We start from the raw sequence: 16,698 nt of genomic DNA, 5'->3' as shown, positions 1-16,698 counted from the left end.
CGTCACGACTCGCCGCGGCCGTCACGACTCGCCCCGGATGAGCGCCTCCAGCTCGGCCTCGTCGAGCAGCCGGTCCGGGCGGACCGTCGTGTCGGAGCCCACGTAGTAGAAGGCGGCGCTGACCTGGTCCAGCGGTAGGCCCGTCCAGCGCGACCACGCCAGCCGGTACACCGCGAGCTGCACCTCGCGGGCGGCCCGGGCGGCGGCGTCGAGCGGCTCGCGCCCGGTCTTCCAGTCCACCACGACGACGGCGTCCGGGCCCACGGCGGGGTCCTGGAAGACGGCGTCCATGCGACAGCGCAGCATGACGCCGGCCACCGGCGTCTCGACGTCGGCCTCGACGGCGATGGGCGTGCGGGCCGACCACTCCGAGCCGAGGAACGTGTCGCGCAGCTTGTCGAGGTCGGTGTCGTCGGGCAGGTCGTCGTCCTCGGCGCTGGGCAGGTCGTCGACGTCGAGCAGGGTGGCCGACGTGAAGAACTGCTCGACCCACTCGTGGAACCTGGTACCCCGCCGGGCGTGCACGGTGGGCTGCACCGGCACGGGGCGGCGGAGCTGCAGGGCGAAGGCGTCGCGGTCGGCGGCCAGCCGCACCAGGCCGGACGCCGACACGTGCGCGGGGAACGCCACCTCCCGGTCGGCGTGCCGGTCGCGCTCGGCCAGGAGCATGCGGGCCAGGTCGACCAGGTCGTGGCCGGCGGCGTCGGTGAGGACGTCCTGCGGCGCGGTGAGCGCATCGGCGGGGAGCCGCAGCGCGGCGAGCGCGGCCAGCCGCTCCTCCGCCGCCTCGTCCACCAGCGCGGCGGTGGCGCGCAGGACGTCGCGGGCGGTCGGCTGCTGCTCGACGGCGGCGGCCTGGTCGGCGCCCTGCTCACCGGGTCCGGCCGGGCCCTGGGCGGGCCAGAGTGCCGTGACCTCCTCGGCGTTGCGCGGGTTCTCGGCGTCCGGCTCCGGTGTGGGCGCCCAGAGGTCGGTGGCGACCAGGCCGGCCTCGGCGAGCTCCGCCAGGAACGGGGAGACCTCGCGCGGACGGCTCGACGTGGCCCACCACGAGGCCGTGAGGAAGAGCTCGCGCCGGGCGCGCGTGAACGCCACGTAGGCCAACCGGCGCTCCTCGGCGAGGCGGTGCTCGCCGCACTCGAGCTTGAACTCGTCGCGCAGCGCGACCAGGTCCTTGGTGTCGGAGGCGTGCTCCCAGCGGAAGGCCGGCAGGTCGTCGGCGTCGCCGCGCAGGTGGTAGGGCAGCTCGCCCAGGTCGGACAGCCAGCCCGACGACGACTCCCCCGACCGCGACCCCCGGTCCCACGCGGGGAACGCGCCGTCGGCCAGGCCCGCCACCGCTACGGCATCCCACTCCAGGCCCTTGGCGGCGTGCGCGGTGATCACCTGGACGGCGTCCGGGTCCGGCTCGTGCACCGGCATGTCGAGGCCGCGCTCGCGCTCGCCCGCGACGCCCAGCCAGGCGAGGAAGGCGCCGAGCGTCGCCGTGTCCGACGACTGCGCGAACGACGCCGCCACGTCCCGGAACGCGTCGAGGTGCTCGCGGCCGCGGTCGCTCACCGCTCCCCCGACGCCGGCCCCGGTCAGCGCGGCCGCCGTGGCCGCCTCGACGTCCAGGCCGAGCGCGCGCTCCGCCTGGACCACCAGCTCCGGGAGCGAGAGGTAGGTCAGGCCGCGCAGGTCGCGCAGCAGGCGGGCCAGCGCGGCCAGGCGCCGGTGCGCGTCCTCGGACAGGACGCGCCCGTCGCGGGCCGGCTCGCCCACGGGCGGCAGGTCGTCGAGCGCATCGACGATCGAGCGGTGGTCGGTGACGTCGCCCTCGACCACGCGGGGGTCGGCGTCCTCCACCTCGGGCGGCTCCGCCGCCGCCGCCGCCGCGGGCGTCGCGGTCGCCGAGGCCCGGCGCGGGTCGTCCAGCCGCGCCAGGTCGGCCGCCCAGGAGCCCAGCGCGTGCAGGTCGGCCGCGCCGAGGTTGAGGCGCGGGCCGGTGAGCAGGCGCAGCAGGGAGTCGCCGCGCGACGGGTCGTGCGCGGCCTGGAGCAGCGCGACGACGTCGACCACCTCCGGTGTGGACAGCAGGCCGCCCAGGCCGACCACCTCGACCGGGAGGCCCTGGCGGCGCAGCGCCACCTCGATCGCGGGGAACTGCGCGCGCGCCCGGCAGAGCACGGCCGCCGTGGCCCGCCCGTCCGGGTGGGCGCCGGGCCGCCAGCGCTCCGCCACCCACTCGGCGACGGCCTCCGCCTCCTCCTCCAGGGTCGCGGCCACGTGCGCGGACACCACGCCGTCGCCCGCGTCCGGACGCAGGTCCAGCGGCGGGACCTCGACGCTCGTGGCCGCGCCCGTCCGCGCGCGCAGCGGGCCCGACACCACGTTCGCGGCAGCGAGGACCGCGGCGTCGTTGCGCCACGACGTCGAGAGGTAGTGGACGGCGGCAGGGCCGCCGTCGTCCCGCCGGAAGCGGTCGGGGAAGCGCGCGAGGCCCGCCGCGGAGGCGCCACGCCACCCGTAGATGGACTGGTGCGGGTCGCCGACGGCGGTGACGGGATGGCCGCCGCCGAACAGGCCGGACAGGAGCTCGACCTGGGCGTAGGAGGTGTCCTGGTACTCGTCGAGCAGCACCACCTCGAACCGGACCCGCTCGGCGGCGCCGACCATCGGCACCTCGCGGGCGAGCTGTGCGGCGAACGAGACCTGGTCGCCGAAGTCGAGCGCCTCCGCGACCCGCTTGCGGCGCCGGTACTCGACCACGAGGTCCACGAACCGCGCCCGTTCGGCGACGGAGCCGATGAGCTTGTCGACGTCCTTGGTGCGCTTCTTCTGCCGCGGGCCGAGCGGGACCGACTCGAGGTGCTCGGCCATCTCGGTCAGCCGGTCGCGCGCGTCGGCCGGGTCGACGAGGTGCTCGCCCAGGGCGTCGGAGAGCGCGACGACCGCGCCGGTCACGGTACTGACCGCCTTGTCGGTGCCGAGGTCCTCGTCCCAGGACTCCACGACCTGCGACGCGAGCTGCCACTGCTCGGCCTGGCCGAGGAGGCGGGCGCTGGGCTCGACGCCGAGGCGCAGCCCGTGGTCGGCCACCAGGGAGGCGGCGTAGGCGTTGTAGGTGGCGACCGTCGGCCGGTCGAGGTCCAGGCCGGCCAGCGCCTCGCCCGACTCCTCGCCCAGCGCGCGGTTGAGCTGCGCCAGCCGGGTCTGCACACGCTGCGTGAGCTCGCCCGCCGCCTTGCGCGTGAAGGTCAGGCCCAGCACCTGCTCCGGGTGGACCAGCTTGTTGGCGATGAGCCACACCACGCGCGCGGCCATGGTCTCGGTCTTGCCGGACCCGGCGCCCGCGACCACGAGCGCCGGCTCCAGCGGCGACTCGATGACGCGGACCTGCTCGTCGGTGGGCTCGTGCCGGCCGAGCAGGCGCGCGATCGCGCGCGCGGACAGCCGGATCTCCGGCTCGTGCCCGATCACTCGACCACCTTCCGTCCCTCGGGCTGCAGGGGGCAGGACCGCCGCACGGCGCACACCTCGCACAGGTCGTTGGCCCTCGCTGCGAACCGGGCAGCGGCCATCGTGTCGGCGGCGCCCTCGACCGTGTCGCGCGCCCAGCTCCTACCTTCGTCGTCCGGGGCGAGGGCCGGCTGGTTGCGCACGCTGGCCGACACCGTCTCGGTGCCGACGTAGACGAGGCTCGCGCCCTTGCTCACCGTGCCGTCGGGCAGGTCGAGCGCGCCCTCCTCCACGGCGAGCTGGTAGGCGCCGAGCTGCGGGTTCTCCGCCGCCTTGTCCTTGCTGGCCGCGGTCTTGCCGGTCTTGAGGTCGGCCACGGTCACACCGCCGTCGCCCGCGTCCTCCACGCGGTCCACCTGGCCGCGCAGCCGCGCGCGGCCCACCCGCAGGTCGAAGTCGGCCTCGACCAGCAGCGGCTCGCCCGAGTCGCTCAGGTAGTCCGCGAGCCGTTCCACCATCCGCTCGGCGCGCTTGCGGAGCTGGAGCGACGGCCAGCCGTCGGGCAGCGCGAGCTCCGGCCAGCGCCGGTCCAGCTCCTGCTTGAGGTCGGTGAGCGAGCCCTTCGGGTGGCTCTGCGCGATCGAGTGCAGCAGGGTGCCGAGCGTCTGGTGCGTCGCGTCCGGCCTGGTGCCGCCCGCCGTCTCGAACGCCCAGCGCAGGGCGCACGTGGTCACCGTCTCGACCTTCGACGGCGACACGGTCACGGTCTCCTGGGCACCCCACAGCGGGATCTCGCTGGAGACGCCGGCCACGCCGTACCAGGTGCTCGGGTCCGCCTCGGCGACCCCGGCGGCCGAGAGGTCCGCGAGCAGCGCGGCGGCGGGCTCGATCCTCGCCGCGCGCTCGACCCCGGCCGGGTCCGACGCCGACCGCGCCGCCGCCGTCCGCACGAGCTCCGACCGTGCCGCCGCGACCACGCCGCGCAGGTCGAGCGGCGGACCGACCGGGACCCGCCGCGGGTCGGGCCCGTCGCCGCCGTCGCCCCGGGGGGACACGAGGTCGCAGAAGACGCTGGGTGCCTCCTCCGTGTCCTCGACGGCGGTGACCAGGAGCCGCCGTCGGGCGCGGGAGACCGCGACGGCGAAGGCGCGCAGCTCGTCCGTCAGGACCTGGCGCCGGGCCTCCGACCCCACCACCCGGCCGTCCTCCGACCGGCCCGCGATGAGCTCCACGAGCGCCTGCGAGCCGAGCAGCGAGTCACGCAGCCGCAGGTCGGGCCACACGCCGTCCTGCACGCCCGCGACGACCACCAGGTCCCACTCCCGCCCGGCCGCGCCGGGCGGCGTGAGCGCCTCGACGGCGCCGGCGCCCTGGGCGGACGCCGCGAGGGAGTCGGCCGGGAGGTCCTGCGACGCCAGGTAGTCGACGAACGCCGCGACGGGCGCGCCGGGCATCCGGTCCACGAAGGTCTCCGCCGCGCGGAACAGCGCGAGCACGGCGTCGAGGTCGCGGTCGGCGCGCAGGCCCGCCGGGCCGCCGTCGAGGGCGGCTGCGCTCCACCGTTCGGCCAGGCCGGTCGCCGCCCACACGGCCCAGAGCACCGTCTGCGCGGTGGCGCCCGGCTCCCGCGCGGCCTCCCGTCCGGCGGCGAGCACCCGCGCCACGGCGAGCGGTCCACGCCGCACCGGCGCGGGCAGGAGCGCCGCGTGCGCCGGGTCGCCCAGCATCTCGACCAGCAGCGTGTCGGAGGTGCGGCCGCCGCCCGCCGAGAGCTCCTCCGAGCGCAGCGCGCGGCGCAGCCGGCGGAGCGCCACCGCGTCGAGCCCACCGATCGGCGAGACGAGCAGCAGCGCCGCCGTCTCGGGGTCCAGCGCCGGTACGGTGCCGTCGAGCTCCTCCGCGATCAGCGCCTCGAGGCTCCCGCGCGGCGCGGCCGCACACGTCCGCACGGCCGCCAGCAGCGGGGCCACCGCGGGCTCGTCCCGCAGCGGCAGGTCCGACCCGAGCAGCGCGACCGGCACCGACGCCGACACCAGCTCACGCCGCAGCGCCGCCAGCCGCGTGCCGCTGCGCGCGATCACCGCCATCCGTTCCCACGGCGTGCCGCGCAGCAGGTGCTCCGCCCGCAGCTCGCGCGCGATCCAGGCCGCCTCCTGTGCCGCGCCCGCGAGCACGGCCACCTGGACGGACGGCGCCGACTCCACGTCGGCGCCCCCGGCTCCCGGCTCGTCGGCGCGTGCCGCCGCCCGCCGGTGCAGCGCGCTCGCCGACACCGGGATGCGGTCGGTCACCGCGCGCGTCACGGCACGCAGCTCCGGCCGCTGCCGCCAGACCGTGCCCAGCACCACCGTCTCGGCGTCGAAGGCGCCGAAGGCGCGCCCGGGGCCCGACGGCGCGGCGGCCCGGCCGGTGAGGCCCGGCGCGGCGCCGCGGAAGGTCTGCACGGCGGAGTCCGGGTCGGACAGCAGCACGAGGCGCGCCCCGTCCCCCTCGCCCCACAGGGTGTCCTGGCTCGCCTGCGGCAGCTTGCCGAGGCCCCATGGATCGTGCAGCACGCGCAGGAGCCGGACTGTCGCCGCGGTGGCCTCCTGGTAGTCGTCCACCACCACCAGGTCCCACGCCGGCCGGGGCACGCCGGGCACCTCGTCCTCCCACGAGCGCAGGGACTCGGCGGCCTCGTCGATCACGACCGCCGGGTCGAAGCGCGGCCTCGCGTCGGGGGTGGCGAGCCGCAGCGTCATGGTGTCGAGGTACTCCTCGTAGAGCTGGGCGGCCATGACCCACTCGGGGCGGTCGTTCGCGCGGCCCAGCTCGTCGAGCTCCACCGGCCCGAGCCCGCGCTCCGCGGCACGCATCAGCAGGTCGCGCAGCTCCTGGCGCAGGCCGCGCAGGCCGAGCGACTCCTCCGGCAGGCCGGCGGGCAGCGTGAGCGGCCGGCCCTCGCCCGCGACGTGCCCGGCGAGCAGCTCGGCCAGGACCAGGTCCTGCTCCGGGCCGGAGACCAGGGTCGGGGTCGGCTGCCCGAGCGCCGCGGCGCGGGTACGCAGCACGGCGAACGCCGCCGACGACGCGGTGCGGACCATCGGCGCGCCGACCGTGCGCCCCGCCCGGGCCGCCACCTCGTCCCGGAGACGGGCCGCTGCCCGGCGCGACGACGCGAGGACCAGCACCCGTTCCGGCCGGACCCCTGACGTGAGCGCCCGGACGGCCACCTCGCAGGCCACCGTCGTCTTGCCCGACCCGGGCGCACCGAGGACCAGCGTCGCGCGCCGGCTCAGCGCGGACTCGACGGCGGCCGCCTGGCTCTCGTCGAGCGATACGGCACGTTCCTCTTCCGATGTCAGGGGCGGCGCGAGGGTGGGGGTCGGTGTCACGCGGACGATCGAACCACGAGCCACTGACACTCCCCGGGGCCCCGCGCGGGAGCGTCGGGAATGCCCGATTGGTCACAGTCGGGCGGCGAATCAGTCCGCGTCCGGCGCGGGCCAGGCCTCCGGGATGCAGCCGCTGGTCGTCGTGGTCTGCTGCACCATGATCGTCGCGTGCTCGCCCTTGCCGGCGCACAGGTCGTGGTGGTAGCCGATCACGTGCCCCACCTCGTGGTTCACGAGGTACTGGCGATAGCGGCCGATGTTCGCCCACGCCTTCGAGCCCTTGACCCAGCGCTTGAAGTTGAGCACCGCCGTCTCGTTGATGCCGCACGAGAGCTCGCCGATGGTGTCGAGCGGGAGGCACAGCTCGTCGGTGGTGCCGGGGCTCGCGAGCACCACACGCGCGTCGTACCGCGGGGAGTCGGTCCAGGCGAAGGTCGAGCCGTCCGCGCCGTGCCAGCCGCGCGGGTCGTTCAGCGTCGCCAGCACGGCCTCCGCGAACGCCTTCGGGTCCACCGGCAGGCCCTTCTCGACGGCGATCTGCACCCGCCACACCGTCCCCTTGGCGGGCGCTGGGCGGGACCCCTCCACGACGAGCAGCTTCCCCGACAGCTCCGGCTCGACCGAGATCCTGGTACCGATCAGCCCGGAGCCACGCTCCGGCGTCGGCTCAGGACGTGGGCTGGGTGCGGGCGGCGACGGTGGCGCCGACTTCTCGACGGCCGGCGCGCTCGCCGCAGCAGGCGGCGCCGACACACCCACCCCGGCACCGGCCGAGGCGACCGGCGCGGGCGGCGACACCCGGTTGCCGGACCGCGCCGCCTCGTAGGCGTTCCGGACCGCGTCACCCGCCGCGGCGCCCAGGCTGTCCTCGACCGCTCCGGCCACGACGGCGGCGGACGCGTCCGGCTCGGTGGTCATGGTCGCCACCACGCCGCCGAGCATCCCCACCGCGAAGCACAGGCCGAGCGCGACCATCGCGCGCCGGGGGCTGCGCGTCGTCCGGCGTCCGACACCCTCCGACCCGACCCCTGCGGGCGCGTCCGCACCGGCGTGCCTGCCGGCCCGCCGCTGGGACGTCGGACTACCCACGCCGACCATGGTGCCACGCGGCCGCCCGTCCGCCCACGATTCTGTCCACAGGGACGCAGGACGCCGCCTGCCGATCGGCTCACGGCGAAACCGCGGGCCGACCGTCCCGGAGCGTGACTAGGATCGTCAGGCCGGGTGACCGGACCCCCGGGCACGCGGCGCAATCCCCGACCGAACTGGAGTAAACGTGGACGTCACCATCGGTGTGCAGAACCTCCCGCGCGAGGTCACGGTCGAGACGGAGGAGAGCGCTGACGCCGTAGCGACGGCCGTCAAGAAGGCCCTGGCCGGTGGCCCCCTCGAGCTGACCGACTCCCGCGGCCGCCGCGTGATCATCCCCGGCGACGCCATCGGCTATGTCGAGATCGGCACCGAGGAGCAGCGCAAGGTCGGCTTCGGCGCGGTCTGAGCCCGCACCCGCCGCCACGTGGCGGACGGCGCCCGCTCGCGCCGTCCGCCACGTGGCGTTCATTACTCGTGGTCCGGTTGAACCCGGTTCGCTTACCGCGCGGAAACATCGTTCGCGTACGATGAATGCCGTACATCGGTTGCCCGGTCGTCACGTTCCGACCCCCGAGCCTGTGCTCCGGCCTCCTGCGAGGCCGCCCCCACAGGACGCGCAGCCTGGGCCCCGTGCCCCGGCGCGCGATGATTTCCACGATCGGCTGCCGCACGAAGGCGCGATCGCCGGGCCATGAGGGCCCACCGCGCCGCGAGAGATGAAGGCGCCAGTGACTACCACCGAGAACCCGGCCGCGAGCGCGGCCACCGTGACAAGCCCCGTGCCGGCCACCGGCTCGGGGCCCGACTACTCCACCCCGTCCGCCATCCAGGCGCAGAACGTGACCTTCGCGGACTTCGGCGTCCGCCCGGAGATCGTCGAGGCGCTGAAGGACTCCGGCATCACCCACCCGTTCCCCATCCAGGCGATGACCCTTCCGGTCGCGATGAGCGGGCACGACATCATCGGCCAGGCCAAGACCGGCACCGGCAAGACGCTCGGCTTCGGCGTGCCGCTGCTGCACCGCGTCGTCGCCCCCGGCGAGCCCGGCTACGACCAGCTCGTCGCCCCCGGCAAGCCGCAGGCCGTCGTCGTCGTGCCGACGCGTGAGCTCGCCGTGCAGGTCGCGAACGACCTGGGCACGGCGTCCGCCAAGCGGAGCGTCCGCATCGTGCAGGTCTACGGCGGCCGCGCCTACGAGCCGCAGATCGAGGCGCTGAAGTCCGGTGTGGACGTCGTGGTCGGCACGCCCGGCCGCATGATCGACCTGATCAACCAGGGCCACCTCACGCTGCTGCGGGCCGCGACGGTGGTGCTCGACGAGGCCGACGAGATGCTTGACCTCGGCTTCCTGCCGGACGTCGAGAAGATCCTCGCCCGCACCCCGGCGCAGCGGCACACCATGCTGTTCAGCGCGACCATGCCGGGCGCCGTCGTCTCGATGGCCCGCCGCTACATGAAGCAGCCCACGCACATCCGCGCCGCCGAGCCGGACGACGAGGGCGCGACCGTCAAGAACATCAAGCAGGTCGTGTACCGCGCGCACGCGCTGGACAAGGTCGAGGTGCTGGCCCGCCTGCTCCAGGCCGACGGCCGCGGGCGCACCATCGTGTTCGCGCGCACCAAGCGCACGGCCGCGAAGGTGGCCGAGGAGCTGACCACGCGCGGCTTCGCCGCCGGCGCGATCCACGGCGACCTGGGCCAGGGCGCCCGGGAGCAGGCGCTGCGCGCCTTCCGCAACGACAAGATCGACGTGCTCGTCGCCACCGACGTCGCCGCCCGCGGCATCGACGTCGAGGACGTGACGCACGTGGTCAACTACCAGTGCCCCGAGGACGAGCGCACCTACCTGCACCGCGTGGGCCGCACCGGCCGGGCCGGCAACACCGGCACCGCCGTCACGTTCGTGGACTGGGACGACGTGCCGCGCTGGTCGCTCATCGACAAGGCGCTGGAGGTCGGGTTCCCCGAGCCGGTCGAGACGTACTCGACGTCACCCCACCTGTTCACGGACCTGGGCATCCCGGAGGGCACGAAGGGCCGCCTGCCCCAGTCGGAGCGCAAGCTCGCCGGGCTCGACGCCGAGGAGGTCGAGGACCTCGGCGAGACCGGTAAGCGCAGCGGCGGCTCCCGCTCGGGCGGGCGTTCGGGCGGCTCCCGGTCCGGGCGGTTCGGCGGACGCTCCGGCGGCTCCCGCTCGGGCGGCCGGCAGGGCGGCACGCACGGTGAGCCCCGGTCGGCGTCCCGGTCCGACGGCGGCGCCGGCACCTCGGGCGACACCGGCGCTGGCGCTCCGGCGTCGGGCAGCGAGGACGACGGGCGCCCGCGCCGCCGGAGCCGCAACCGCCGCCGGACGCGGGGCGGCCGGCCGGCCGACGGCACCCAGGCCACGTCCTGACCCAGGAACGTGTCAGACCCACGGATCACACCCCGGTGACCCGTGGGTCTGACAGTTTCTCGAGCTTCTGACAGGCTCAGCGGGTGCAGATCGAGTTCACCGCTCCCCTGTGGCAGTGGCAGGTGCGTACCGACTCCTGGTGGTTCGTCACCGTGCCGCCGGAGCACTCCGACGAGCTGGCCGACCTCCCGCTGCCGCCGCGGGGGTTCGGCTCGATCCGGGTCCGGGTGACGGTCGGGAAGACCACCTGGACCACGTCCGTCTTCCCGAGCGACCGCGACGGCGGCTACGTGCTGCCCATGAAGAAGAAGGTGCGGGAGGCCGAGGGGCTCCTCCCGGAGAAGCCCGTGCCGGTCACCCTGGAGACGATCGACGTCTGACGGGGTCAGACCGTGCGCACGAACTCGATGACGCCGTTGGCGATCATCTGCGTGGCGATCGCCGCGAGCAGCACGCCGGCGATCCGGGTGACCAGCGTCACCCCGGAGTCCCTGAGCACCCGGTGCACCACGCCCGCGAACCGCATCGCCGCCCACGTGCACACGCACACCGCGATGATGCCGATCCCGATCGACGCGTAGTGCCCCACCGCGGACTCCCCCGCGCTCACGCCCTGCTGCACGAACACCATGGTGGCGACGATCGTGCCCGGCCCGGCCAGCAGCGGCGTCGCGAGCGGCACGAGGGCCACGTTCCTGGCGTTCCCGTCGGAGTCGGTCTCGCCGGCGTCCATCTTGCCCATGAGCAGCTCCAGCGCCACCAGGAGCAGCAGCAGGCCGCCGGAGGCCTGCAGCGCCGCGAGCGAGATGCCCATGTGCTCCAGCAGGAGCTGACCGAACAGCGCGAACACCACGATCACGCCGAACGCGACGAAGATGGCGGTGCGCGCCGCCCGACGGCGGTCGTGCGCGGTCATCCGCGAGGTCAGGGCCAGGAACACCGGCACGGTGCCCGGCGGGTCCATGATCACGAACAGCGTCACGAACACCTCGGTGAAGAGCGCGACGTCGAACCAGCTCACCGGAGCACCTCCAGTGCCCCCTGCGCCGCTATCGCCTCCAGCGCCCCCGGTTCGGTCGTGTTCTCGCCGATCCGGTTCTGCTTGCCCGCGCCGTGGAAGTCGCTCGACCCCGTGACCAGCAGGTCCAGCGACTCGGCAAGGTCACGCAGCCGGCGTCTGGTGTCCGGCGTGTGGTCCCGGTGGTCCACCTCGAGCCCCGCGAGCCCGGCCTCGGCAAGCTCCTCGATGATCGAGTCCGGGACGATCCGGCCGCGGGCGTCGGCTCCCGGGTGCGCGAAGACCGGCACCCCGCCGGCGGCGCGCACGGCGCGGACCGTCGCGACGGCGTCGGGCGCGTAGTGGCCCAGGTAGTACCGGGTGCCGGGGCGCAGGATCGTGGCGAACGCCTCGTCGCGGTCCCGCACCACACCGGCCGCCACGAGCGCGTCCGCGAGGTGCGGGCGGCCGATCGTGGTGCCCGGCTGCGTCTGGGAGAGCAGGTCCTCCCAGGTGATCGGGAAGTCCTCGGCCAGCAGGTCCACCATGCGCCGGGCCCGGGACTCGCGGTCGGCGCGCGTGCGCTCGGTCTCGGCCAGGAGGCCGGGGTGCGTGGGATCGTGCAGGTAGGCCAGCAGGTGGACGCCGGTGCCCCAGCCCGTGGTACGGGCGAGCGCCGAGATCTCGGCGCCGCGGACCAGGCCGACCGAGTAGCGGCTCGCCGCCTCGGCGGCCTCGGCCCAGCCCGACGTCGTGTCGTGGTCCGTGATGGCCAGCGTGGTGATACCGGCGCGGGCCGCCACCTCCACCAGCCGCGCTGGCGAGTCGGTGCCGTCCGACGCGGTGGAGTGCGTGTGGAGGTCGATCACCCCACCAGGGTAGAGATCGACCGGGCCCCTGGGCGTGCGCTGCGGCGTGAGGTGCAGCACCCCCGCCGTCGTCGGCCCGGCCCTGGAAGCGCGGCAGGAAGCCCACACAGCACGTTCACGCCCTGTTCCGCCGTCGTACGCCGCCCGCGCAAGCCGGTCCCGCATCATCGACGGGATGAACAGCAGTCACCACAGGACCCCGGACGGCGCTCGCACGAGCGTCGTCTTCGTGCACGGCATGCGCAGCTCCGGCGCGATCTGGGAGAGCCAGGTCGAGCACGTGCGCGCGGCCGGCCACGAGGCCGTCGCCGTCGACCTGCCCGCGCACGGCGCGCGCAGGCACGACCGGTTCAGCATGGACGGCGCCTTCGAGGTGCTGGACGACGCCGTCGCCTCCCTCCCCGCCGGGCCCGTCGCCCTGGTCGGACTGTCGCTGGGCGGCTACACGTCGCTCGCCTGGGCCGCCCGGCCCGACACCACCGACCGCCTGGTGGGCGTGCTGGCCGCCGGCTGCACGTCGGACCCCAAGGGCAAGCCCGTGCGGCTCTACCGGGACGTCGCGAAGAACGTGGCCGGCGCCGCCTACCTCGCCCGCCGGATGACCGGCCGCGTGGTGCACCCGAGCGTGCACCGCGCGCGGCTGTCGGTGCCGTCGCTGCGGCTCCCGTTCCGCCCGCTCCGGAGCGCACCCGCCGGCGCCGACCTGCGGGAGGTCGAGATCGCCCCGCGGCAGACCGCCGAGATGTACCGCCCCACCTGGGACGTCGTCACCGACGCCCTCACGCACCTCGCCGGGCGCTCCTCGATAGCGAACGTGCGCGCCGCCCGCGTGCCCGTCTGGTTCGTCAACGGCGCCCGCGACGCCATGCGCATCGAGGAGCAGCGGCACCTCGCGGCGGCCCGCAGGGGTGCACTCATCGTCATCCCGAACGCGGGGCACGACGTCTGCACGGAGGCGCCCTCCGCCTTCAACCGGGCGCTCACCAGGGCGCTCGCCGACTTCGGCCGGAGCGCGTGAAACACTGGGCCCATGAGCGAGCCCACCACCACTTCGCAGCCTGACGAGCAGGCGACCGCCGACCGCGGCGCCAACCGCTCGCACCGCCCGTCCTCCACCGCGTTCAAGAACTTCGTGATGTCGCAGTGGGCGCCGCGCGCCGAGCTCGGCCTGACGGCGTCGGCCGCCGCGCCGTTCACCGTCGCCCGGCGGTCGGCACTCTCCGAGCGCCTGCCCGGCATGCGCCTCGTGATCCCGGCGGGCTCGCTCAAGACGCGCTCCAACGACACCGACTACCGGTTCCGGCCACACTCGGCGTTCGCGCACCTCACGGGCCTGGGCACCGACCAGGAGCCGGACGCCGTCCTGGTGCTGCACCCGGTCGAGGACGGCGCGGGCGACGCCGGGTCGAACCACCACGCGGTGCTCTACGTGCGCCCCCTCGCGGCGCGCGACAACGAGGAGTTCTACGCCGACGCGCGCTACGGCGAGTTCTGGGTGGGCGCCCGCCCGTCGCTGGCCGACATCGAGGCCCTCACCGGCATCGAGGCCCGGCACATCGACGAGCTGGGCGACGCGCTGGCCAAGGACGTGGGCGACGGCGGCGTCCGCCTGCTCGTGGTGAGCGGTGCGGACGAGGCGATCGAGACGCTGGTCGAGGAGCTGCGCCTGGAGGCGGAGGCCGAGGAGGCGCTGACCGACGAGGCCCTCGTCGAGGCCACCTCCGAGCTGCGGCTGATCAAGGACGAGTACGAGATCGCGCAGATGCGCGAGGCCGTCGCCCGCACGATCGAGGGATTCGAGGCCGTGGTCCGGGCCCTGCCGCGCGCGGTGGAGCACCGGCGCGGCGAGCGCGTCGTGGAGACCACCTTCGACGGGCACGCCCGCCTGGAGGGCAACGCGGTGGGCTACGAGACCATCGCGGCCTCGGGCGAGCACGCCACGACCCTGCACTGGATCCGGAACGACGGCGAGGTCCGCTCGGGCGACGTGCTGCTGCTCGACGGCGGCGTCGAGGTGGACTCCCTCTACACCGCCGACATCACGCGCTCGCTGCCGGTCGACGGCGAGTACACCGACGTGCAGCGCAAGATCTACCAGGCGGTGCTCGACGCGGCCGACGCGGCGTTCGCCGTCGCGAAGCCCGGTGCGAAGTTCCGCGACGTGCACGCGGCGGCCATGGAGGTCATCGCGGAGCGCCTGGAGGAGTGGGGCTTCCTGCCGGACGGCGTCACGGCCGCCGTCGCGCTCTCCGACGACGGTCAGCAGCACCGCCGCTGGATGGTGCACGGCACGTCGCACCACCTGGGCCTCGACGTGCACGACTGCGCCCAGGCGCGCCGCGAGCTCTACCTCGACGGCACGCTGGAGCCGGGCATGGTGTTCACCATCGAGCCGGGCCTCTACTTCAAGGCGGACGACCTCGCCGTGCCAGAGGAGTTCCGCGGCATCGGCGTACGCATCGAGGACGACGTGCTGGTCACCGAGGACGGCAACGAGAACCTCTCGGCGGCACTCCCCCGCCGCCCGGAGGACGTCGAGGCCTGGATGGCCGCGCTGCGCTGAGCGGGGCCGGGCGGCCCGACTTCGGTCACTTGAACGCCTGCGGCGATGAGTTCGGTCGGTTGTCCTGAGATCGGTCCATTAATGGACCGATCTCAGGACAACCGACCGAGTTCATGGGTGGCTCTGTGCATTGGACCGAGGTTGTGCCCTCAGATGGGGGGCAGTCGGGGGTTCCTGCGGGCGGCCGAGACGATGTCTGGTGGCAGGTGCTGGGCGAATCGGGCGATCATCGCGGGGACGTCGCGCTTGTCCGAAGCAGTTACGCGCTCGATGGTGACGCCGGCTCGGCGGATGGCGTCGGCGCGCGCCTTCTCGTCCAGCAAGGGTCCAGACGTGCCGCCGAACGTCGTTGGCGGAGTGACCTGACGCACGATAGTGCTGGTAAACGTGTGTCTCGGGCCGTGTTGTCCAGACACGGCACCCCCAGAGCAGCGCTGCGGAGGCATGACTGAAGACGTGCTGTGCGCTGAGCTGAGCATGCAGTGCACCAACGCGAGCCAGCGCCTTCTTGCGCTCTTCCCGCGGAGCTCCTGAGGGTCCGTCGACACGAATCTCGCCAGGAACGCAGTACGCACCGCGCCGAACTCTGAGGACCTCGCCCGCGCGAGCCGCAGCGGACAGCTTGTTGCGGTTCTCCTCCAGCGTGAGGGTGACCGCGGGGATCACTACATCGACCATGCACCGACATTGCATCAACGCCGGCGGTCGGGGAGCCCAAGCCCGTGTGGACTGTGCACAAGTGCGATATCCACAGGGCAGCCGTCGCGCTAGAACCGCTGAAGCCCCCTGTCACATGGGCTCAGGGGGCCCACATGTGAATCCGCGGCCACCCCACAAACGCCCACCACTTCGGTCACTTGAACGCCCGGGGCGATGAGTTCGGTCGGTTGCCTTGAGATCGGTCGGTTAATGGACCGATCTCAAGGCAACCGACCGAACTCATCGCCGGGTGCTGTTCAAGTGACCGAGGTCAGACGCAGTTCGCGTTACTTCTGGTCCTCCGTTGGGGGTGCGTAGGGGTTTCGCGGGGGCGACGTGCGCGACGTCGGCACGTCGTCCGAGTCGGTCGCCTCGTCCTGGCGCTGGTCAGCCGGGGTGTCCGCCTGACCCGGCGCGGCCTGGGGCTCGACCGGCGCGTCGTCGCGGGCCGACCCACCACCGGCCGGCGGCTCAGCCGGCGCGTCCGGTGCGTCCGACGGTGCATCGGCCGGCGTCGCCGCCCCAGCACCCGCTCCCGCCCCAGCACCTGCTCCCGCCCCAGGACCCGGCCGCATCGCGCCGTACCGGGGCTCACCCGTCGGCGTGACCCAGCGCGGGTCGGTCGGCCGGGAGGCCGGCGGTGCGGCGGGCGCCGTCGGCGCGCCGGGGGCCTGAGCCGCGGGGACCGCGGGCGCCATGGGAGCCCCGACACCCGCGCCGCGGGCCTTGCCCAGCCCGCTCGGGGAGCGCATCAGGAGCGCCCGCGCGTCGCCGGCGTGCTCGTGGCCGCAGAGGATCGCGTAGGTGGCCGCCACGATCTGCGACGACGACGTGAAGTCGCGCCGCCCGCCCGTGAACGCGTACGACAGGATCGAGAACAGCAGGCCGAAGCCGGCGCCGAGCGCGATGCCTGCGAACATCACCTGCAAGCCCGACGAGCCCGCGAACAGCGTCAGCAGCAACCCCACGAAGAAGCCGAACCACGCGCCGGACAGGGCGCCCGCGAGCGCCACCCGGCCGTAGGTGAGGCGTCCCGTGACGCGCTCGACCATGCGCAGGTCGGTGCCCACGATGGTGACGTTCTCGACGGGGAACTTGTTGTCGGAGAGGTAGTCGACTGCCTTCTGCGCCTCCAGGTACGTGGAGTACGCAGCTACCTCGTCACCGGCCGGCAGGGTCGGGACCTTCGGGACGGCACCCGGGCGAGACATGCTCATACCCCATAGTCTCCCCTACCCGGCCGATAGTGGCGAGGAGCATCGCGCCG

General features: G+C 74.5%; 12 protein-coding genes. 5 read left to right on the top strand and 7 right to left on the bottom strand.

The features are described from left to right. Nucleotides 1-21: 21 nt before the first annotated feature. From AC0QU1_RS04805 to AC0QU1_RS04795, 3 genes are all read right to left on the bottom strand, one after another. Nucleotides 22-3,462, bottom strand: a complete 3,441-nt coding sequence (locus AC0QU1_RS04805) for an ATP-dependent helicase (protein ID WP_483574772.1) — start codon at nucleotides 3,460-3,462, stop codon at nucleotides 22-24. After that, complete coding sequence (locus AC0QU1_RS04800; RefSeq protein WP_483574771.1) at nucleotides 3,459-6,815, bottom strand: ATP-dependent helicase; 3,357 nt, start codon at nucleotides 6,813-6,815, stop codon at nucleotides 3,459-3,461. The genes AC0QU1_RS04805 and AC0QU1_RS04800 overlap by 4 nt, the downstream gene beginning before the upstream one ends. Nucleotides 6,816-6,905: 90 nt before the next feature. Continuing rightward, entirely contained in the window at nucleotides 6,906-7,904 is a 999-nt protein-coding gene (locus AC0QU1_RS04795; RefSeq protein WP_483574770.1) for a DUF3152 domain-containing protein, read from the bottom strand. A gap of 187 nt (nucleotides 7,905-8,091) precedes the next feature. Here AC0QU1_RS04795 and AC0QU1_RS04790 point away from each other — a divergent pair, with 187 nt between their 5' ends. The 3 genes from AC0QU1_RS04790 to AC0QU1_RS04780 all read left to right on the top strand — a co-directional run bounded on the left by AC0QU1_RS04790 (nucleotide 8,092) and on the right by AC0QU1_RS04780 (nucleotide 10,683). After that, a complete protein-coding gene (locus AC0QU1_RS04790) occupies nucleotides 8,092-8,313 on the top strand; it encodes a DUF3107 domain-containing protein (protein WP_483574769.1) in 222 nt (73 codons plus the stop codon). Nucleotides 8,314-8,623: 310 nt separating this feature from the next. After that, nucleotides 8,624-10,303 (top strand): DEAD/DEAH box helicase, encoded by a 1,680-nt coding sequence (locus AC0QU1_RS04785; protein WP_483574767.1) that lies wholly within the window; start codon nucleotides 8,624-8,626, stop codon nucleotides 10,301-10,303. Between the two features lie 83 nt (nucleotides 10,304-10,386). Next, nucleotides 10,387-10,683 (top strand): DUF1905 domain-containing protein, encoded by a 297-nt coding sequence (locus tag AC0QU1_RS04780; protein ID WP_483574765.1) that lies wholly within the window; start codon nucleotides 10,387-10,389, stop codon nucleotides 10,681-10,683. A gap of 5 nt (nucleotides 10,684-10,688) precedes the next feature. Here AC0QU1_RS04780 and AC0QU1_RS04775 read toward each other — a convergent pair whose 3' ends face one another. Continuing rightward, a complete protein-coding gene (locus tag AC0QU1_RS04775) occupies nucleotides 10,689-11,324 on the bottom strand; it encodes a MarC family protein (RefSeq protein ID WP_483574763.1) in 636 nt (211 codons plus the stop codon). Next, a complete protein-coding gene (locus AC0QU1_RS04770) occupies nucleotides 11,321-12,169 on the bottom strand; it encodes a PHP domain-containing protein (protein WP_483574762.1) in 849 nt (282 codons plus the stop codon). The genes AC0QU1_RS04775 and AC0QU1_RS04770 overlap by 4 nt, the downstream gene beginning before the upstream one ends. Before the next feature lie 175 nt (nucleotides 12,170-12,344). Here AC0QU1_RS04770 and AC0QU1_RS04765 point away from each other — a divergent pair, with 175 nt between their 5' ends. Continuing rightward, nucleotides 12,345-13,187 carry an alpha/beta fold hydrolase gene (locus AC0QU1_RS04765; RefSeq protein ID WP_483574760.1) on the top strand — a complete coding sequence of 281 codons (843 nt, stop codon included), beginning with the start codon at nucleotides 12,345-12,347 and terminating at the stop codon, nucleotides 13,185-13,187. A 12-nt stretch (nucleotides 13,188-13,199) separates the two neighbouring features. Further along, entirely contained in the window at nucleotides 13,200-14,732 is a 1,533-nt protein-coding gene (locus AC0QU1_RS04760; protein WP_483574759.1) for an aminopeptidase P family protein, read from the top strand. Nucleotides 14,733-14,881: 149 nt separating this feature from the next. Here the strand turns inward: AC0QU1_RS04760 and AC0QU1_RS04755 are convergent, their stop codons facing one another. Beyond that, nucleotides 14,882-15,055 carry a hypothetical protein gene (locus AC0QU1_RS04755; protein ID WP_483574757.1) on the bottom strand — a complete coding sequence of 58 codons (174 nt, stop codon included), beginning with the start codon at nucleotides 15,053-15,055 and terminating at the stop codon, nucleotides 14,882-14,884. A gap of 663 nt (nucleotides 15,056-15,718) precedes the next feature. Then, nucleotides 15,719-16,648 carry a YflT domain-containing protein gene (locus tag AC0QU1_RS04750; RefSeq protein ID WP_483574755.1) on the bottom strand — a complete coding sequence of 310 codons (930 nt, stop codon included), beginning with the start codon at nucleotides 16,646-16,648 and terminating at the stop codon, nucleotides 15,719-15,721. Nucleotides 16,649-16,698 lie beyond the last annotated feature (50 nt).

Source organism: Promicromonospora noduliphila (assembly GCF_056951025.1).
Note: the sequence above shows the minus strand (reverse complement) of the source record. Positions and strands in the feature narration are given on the sequence as shown.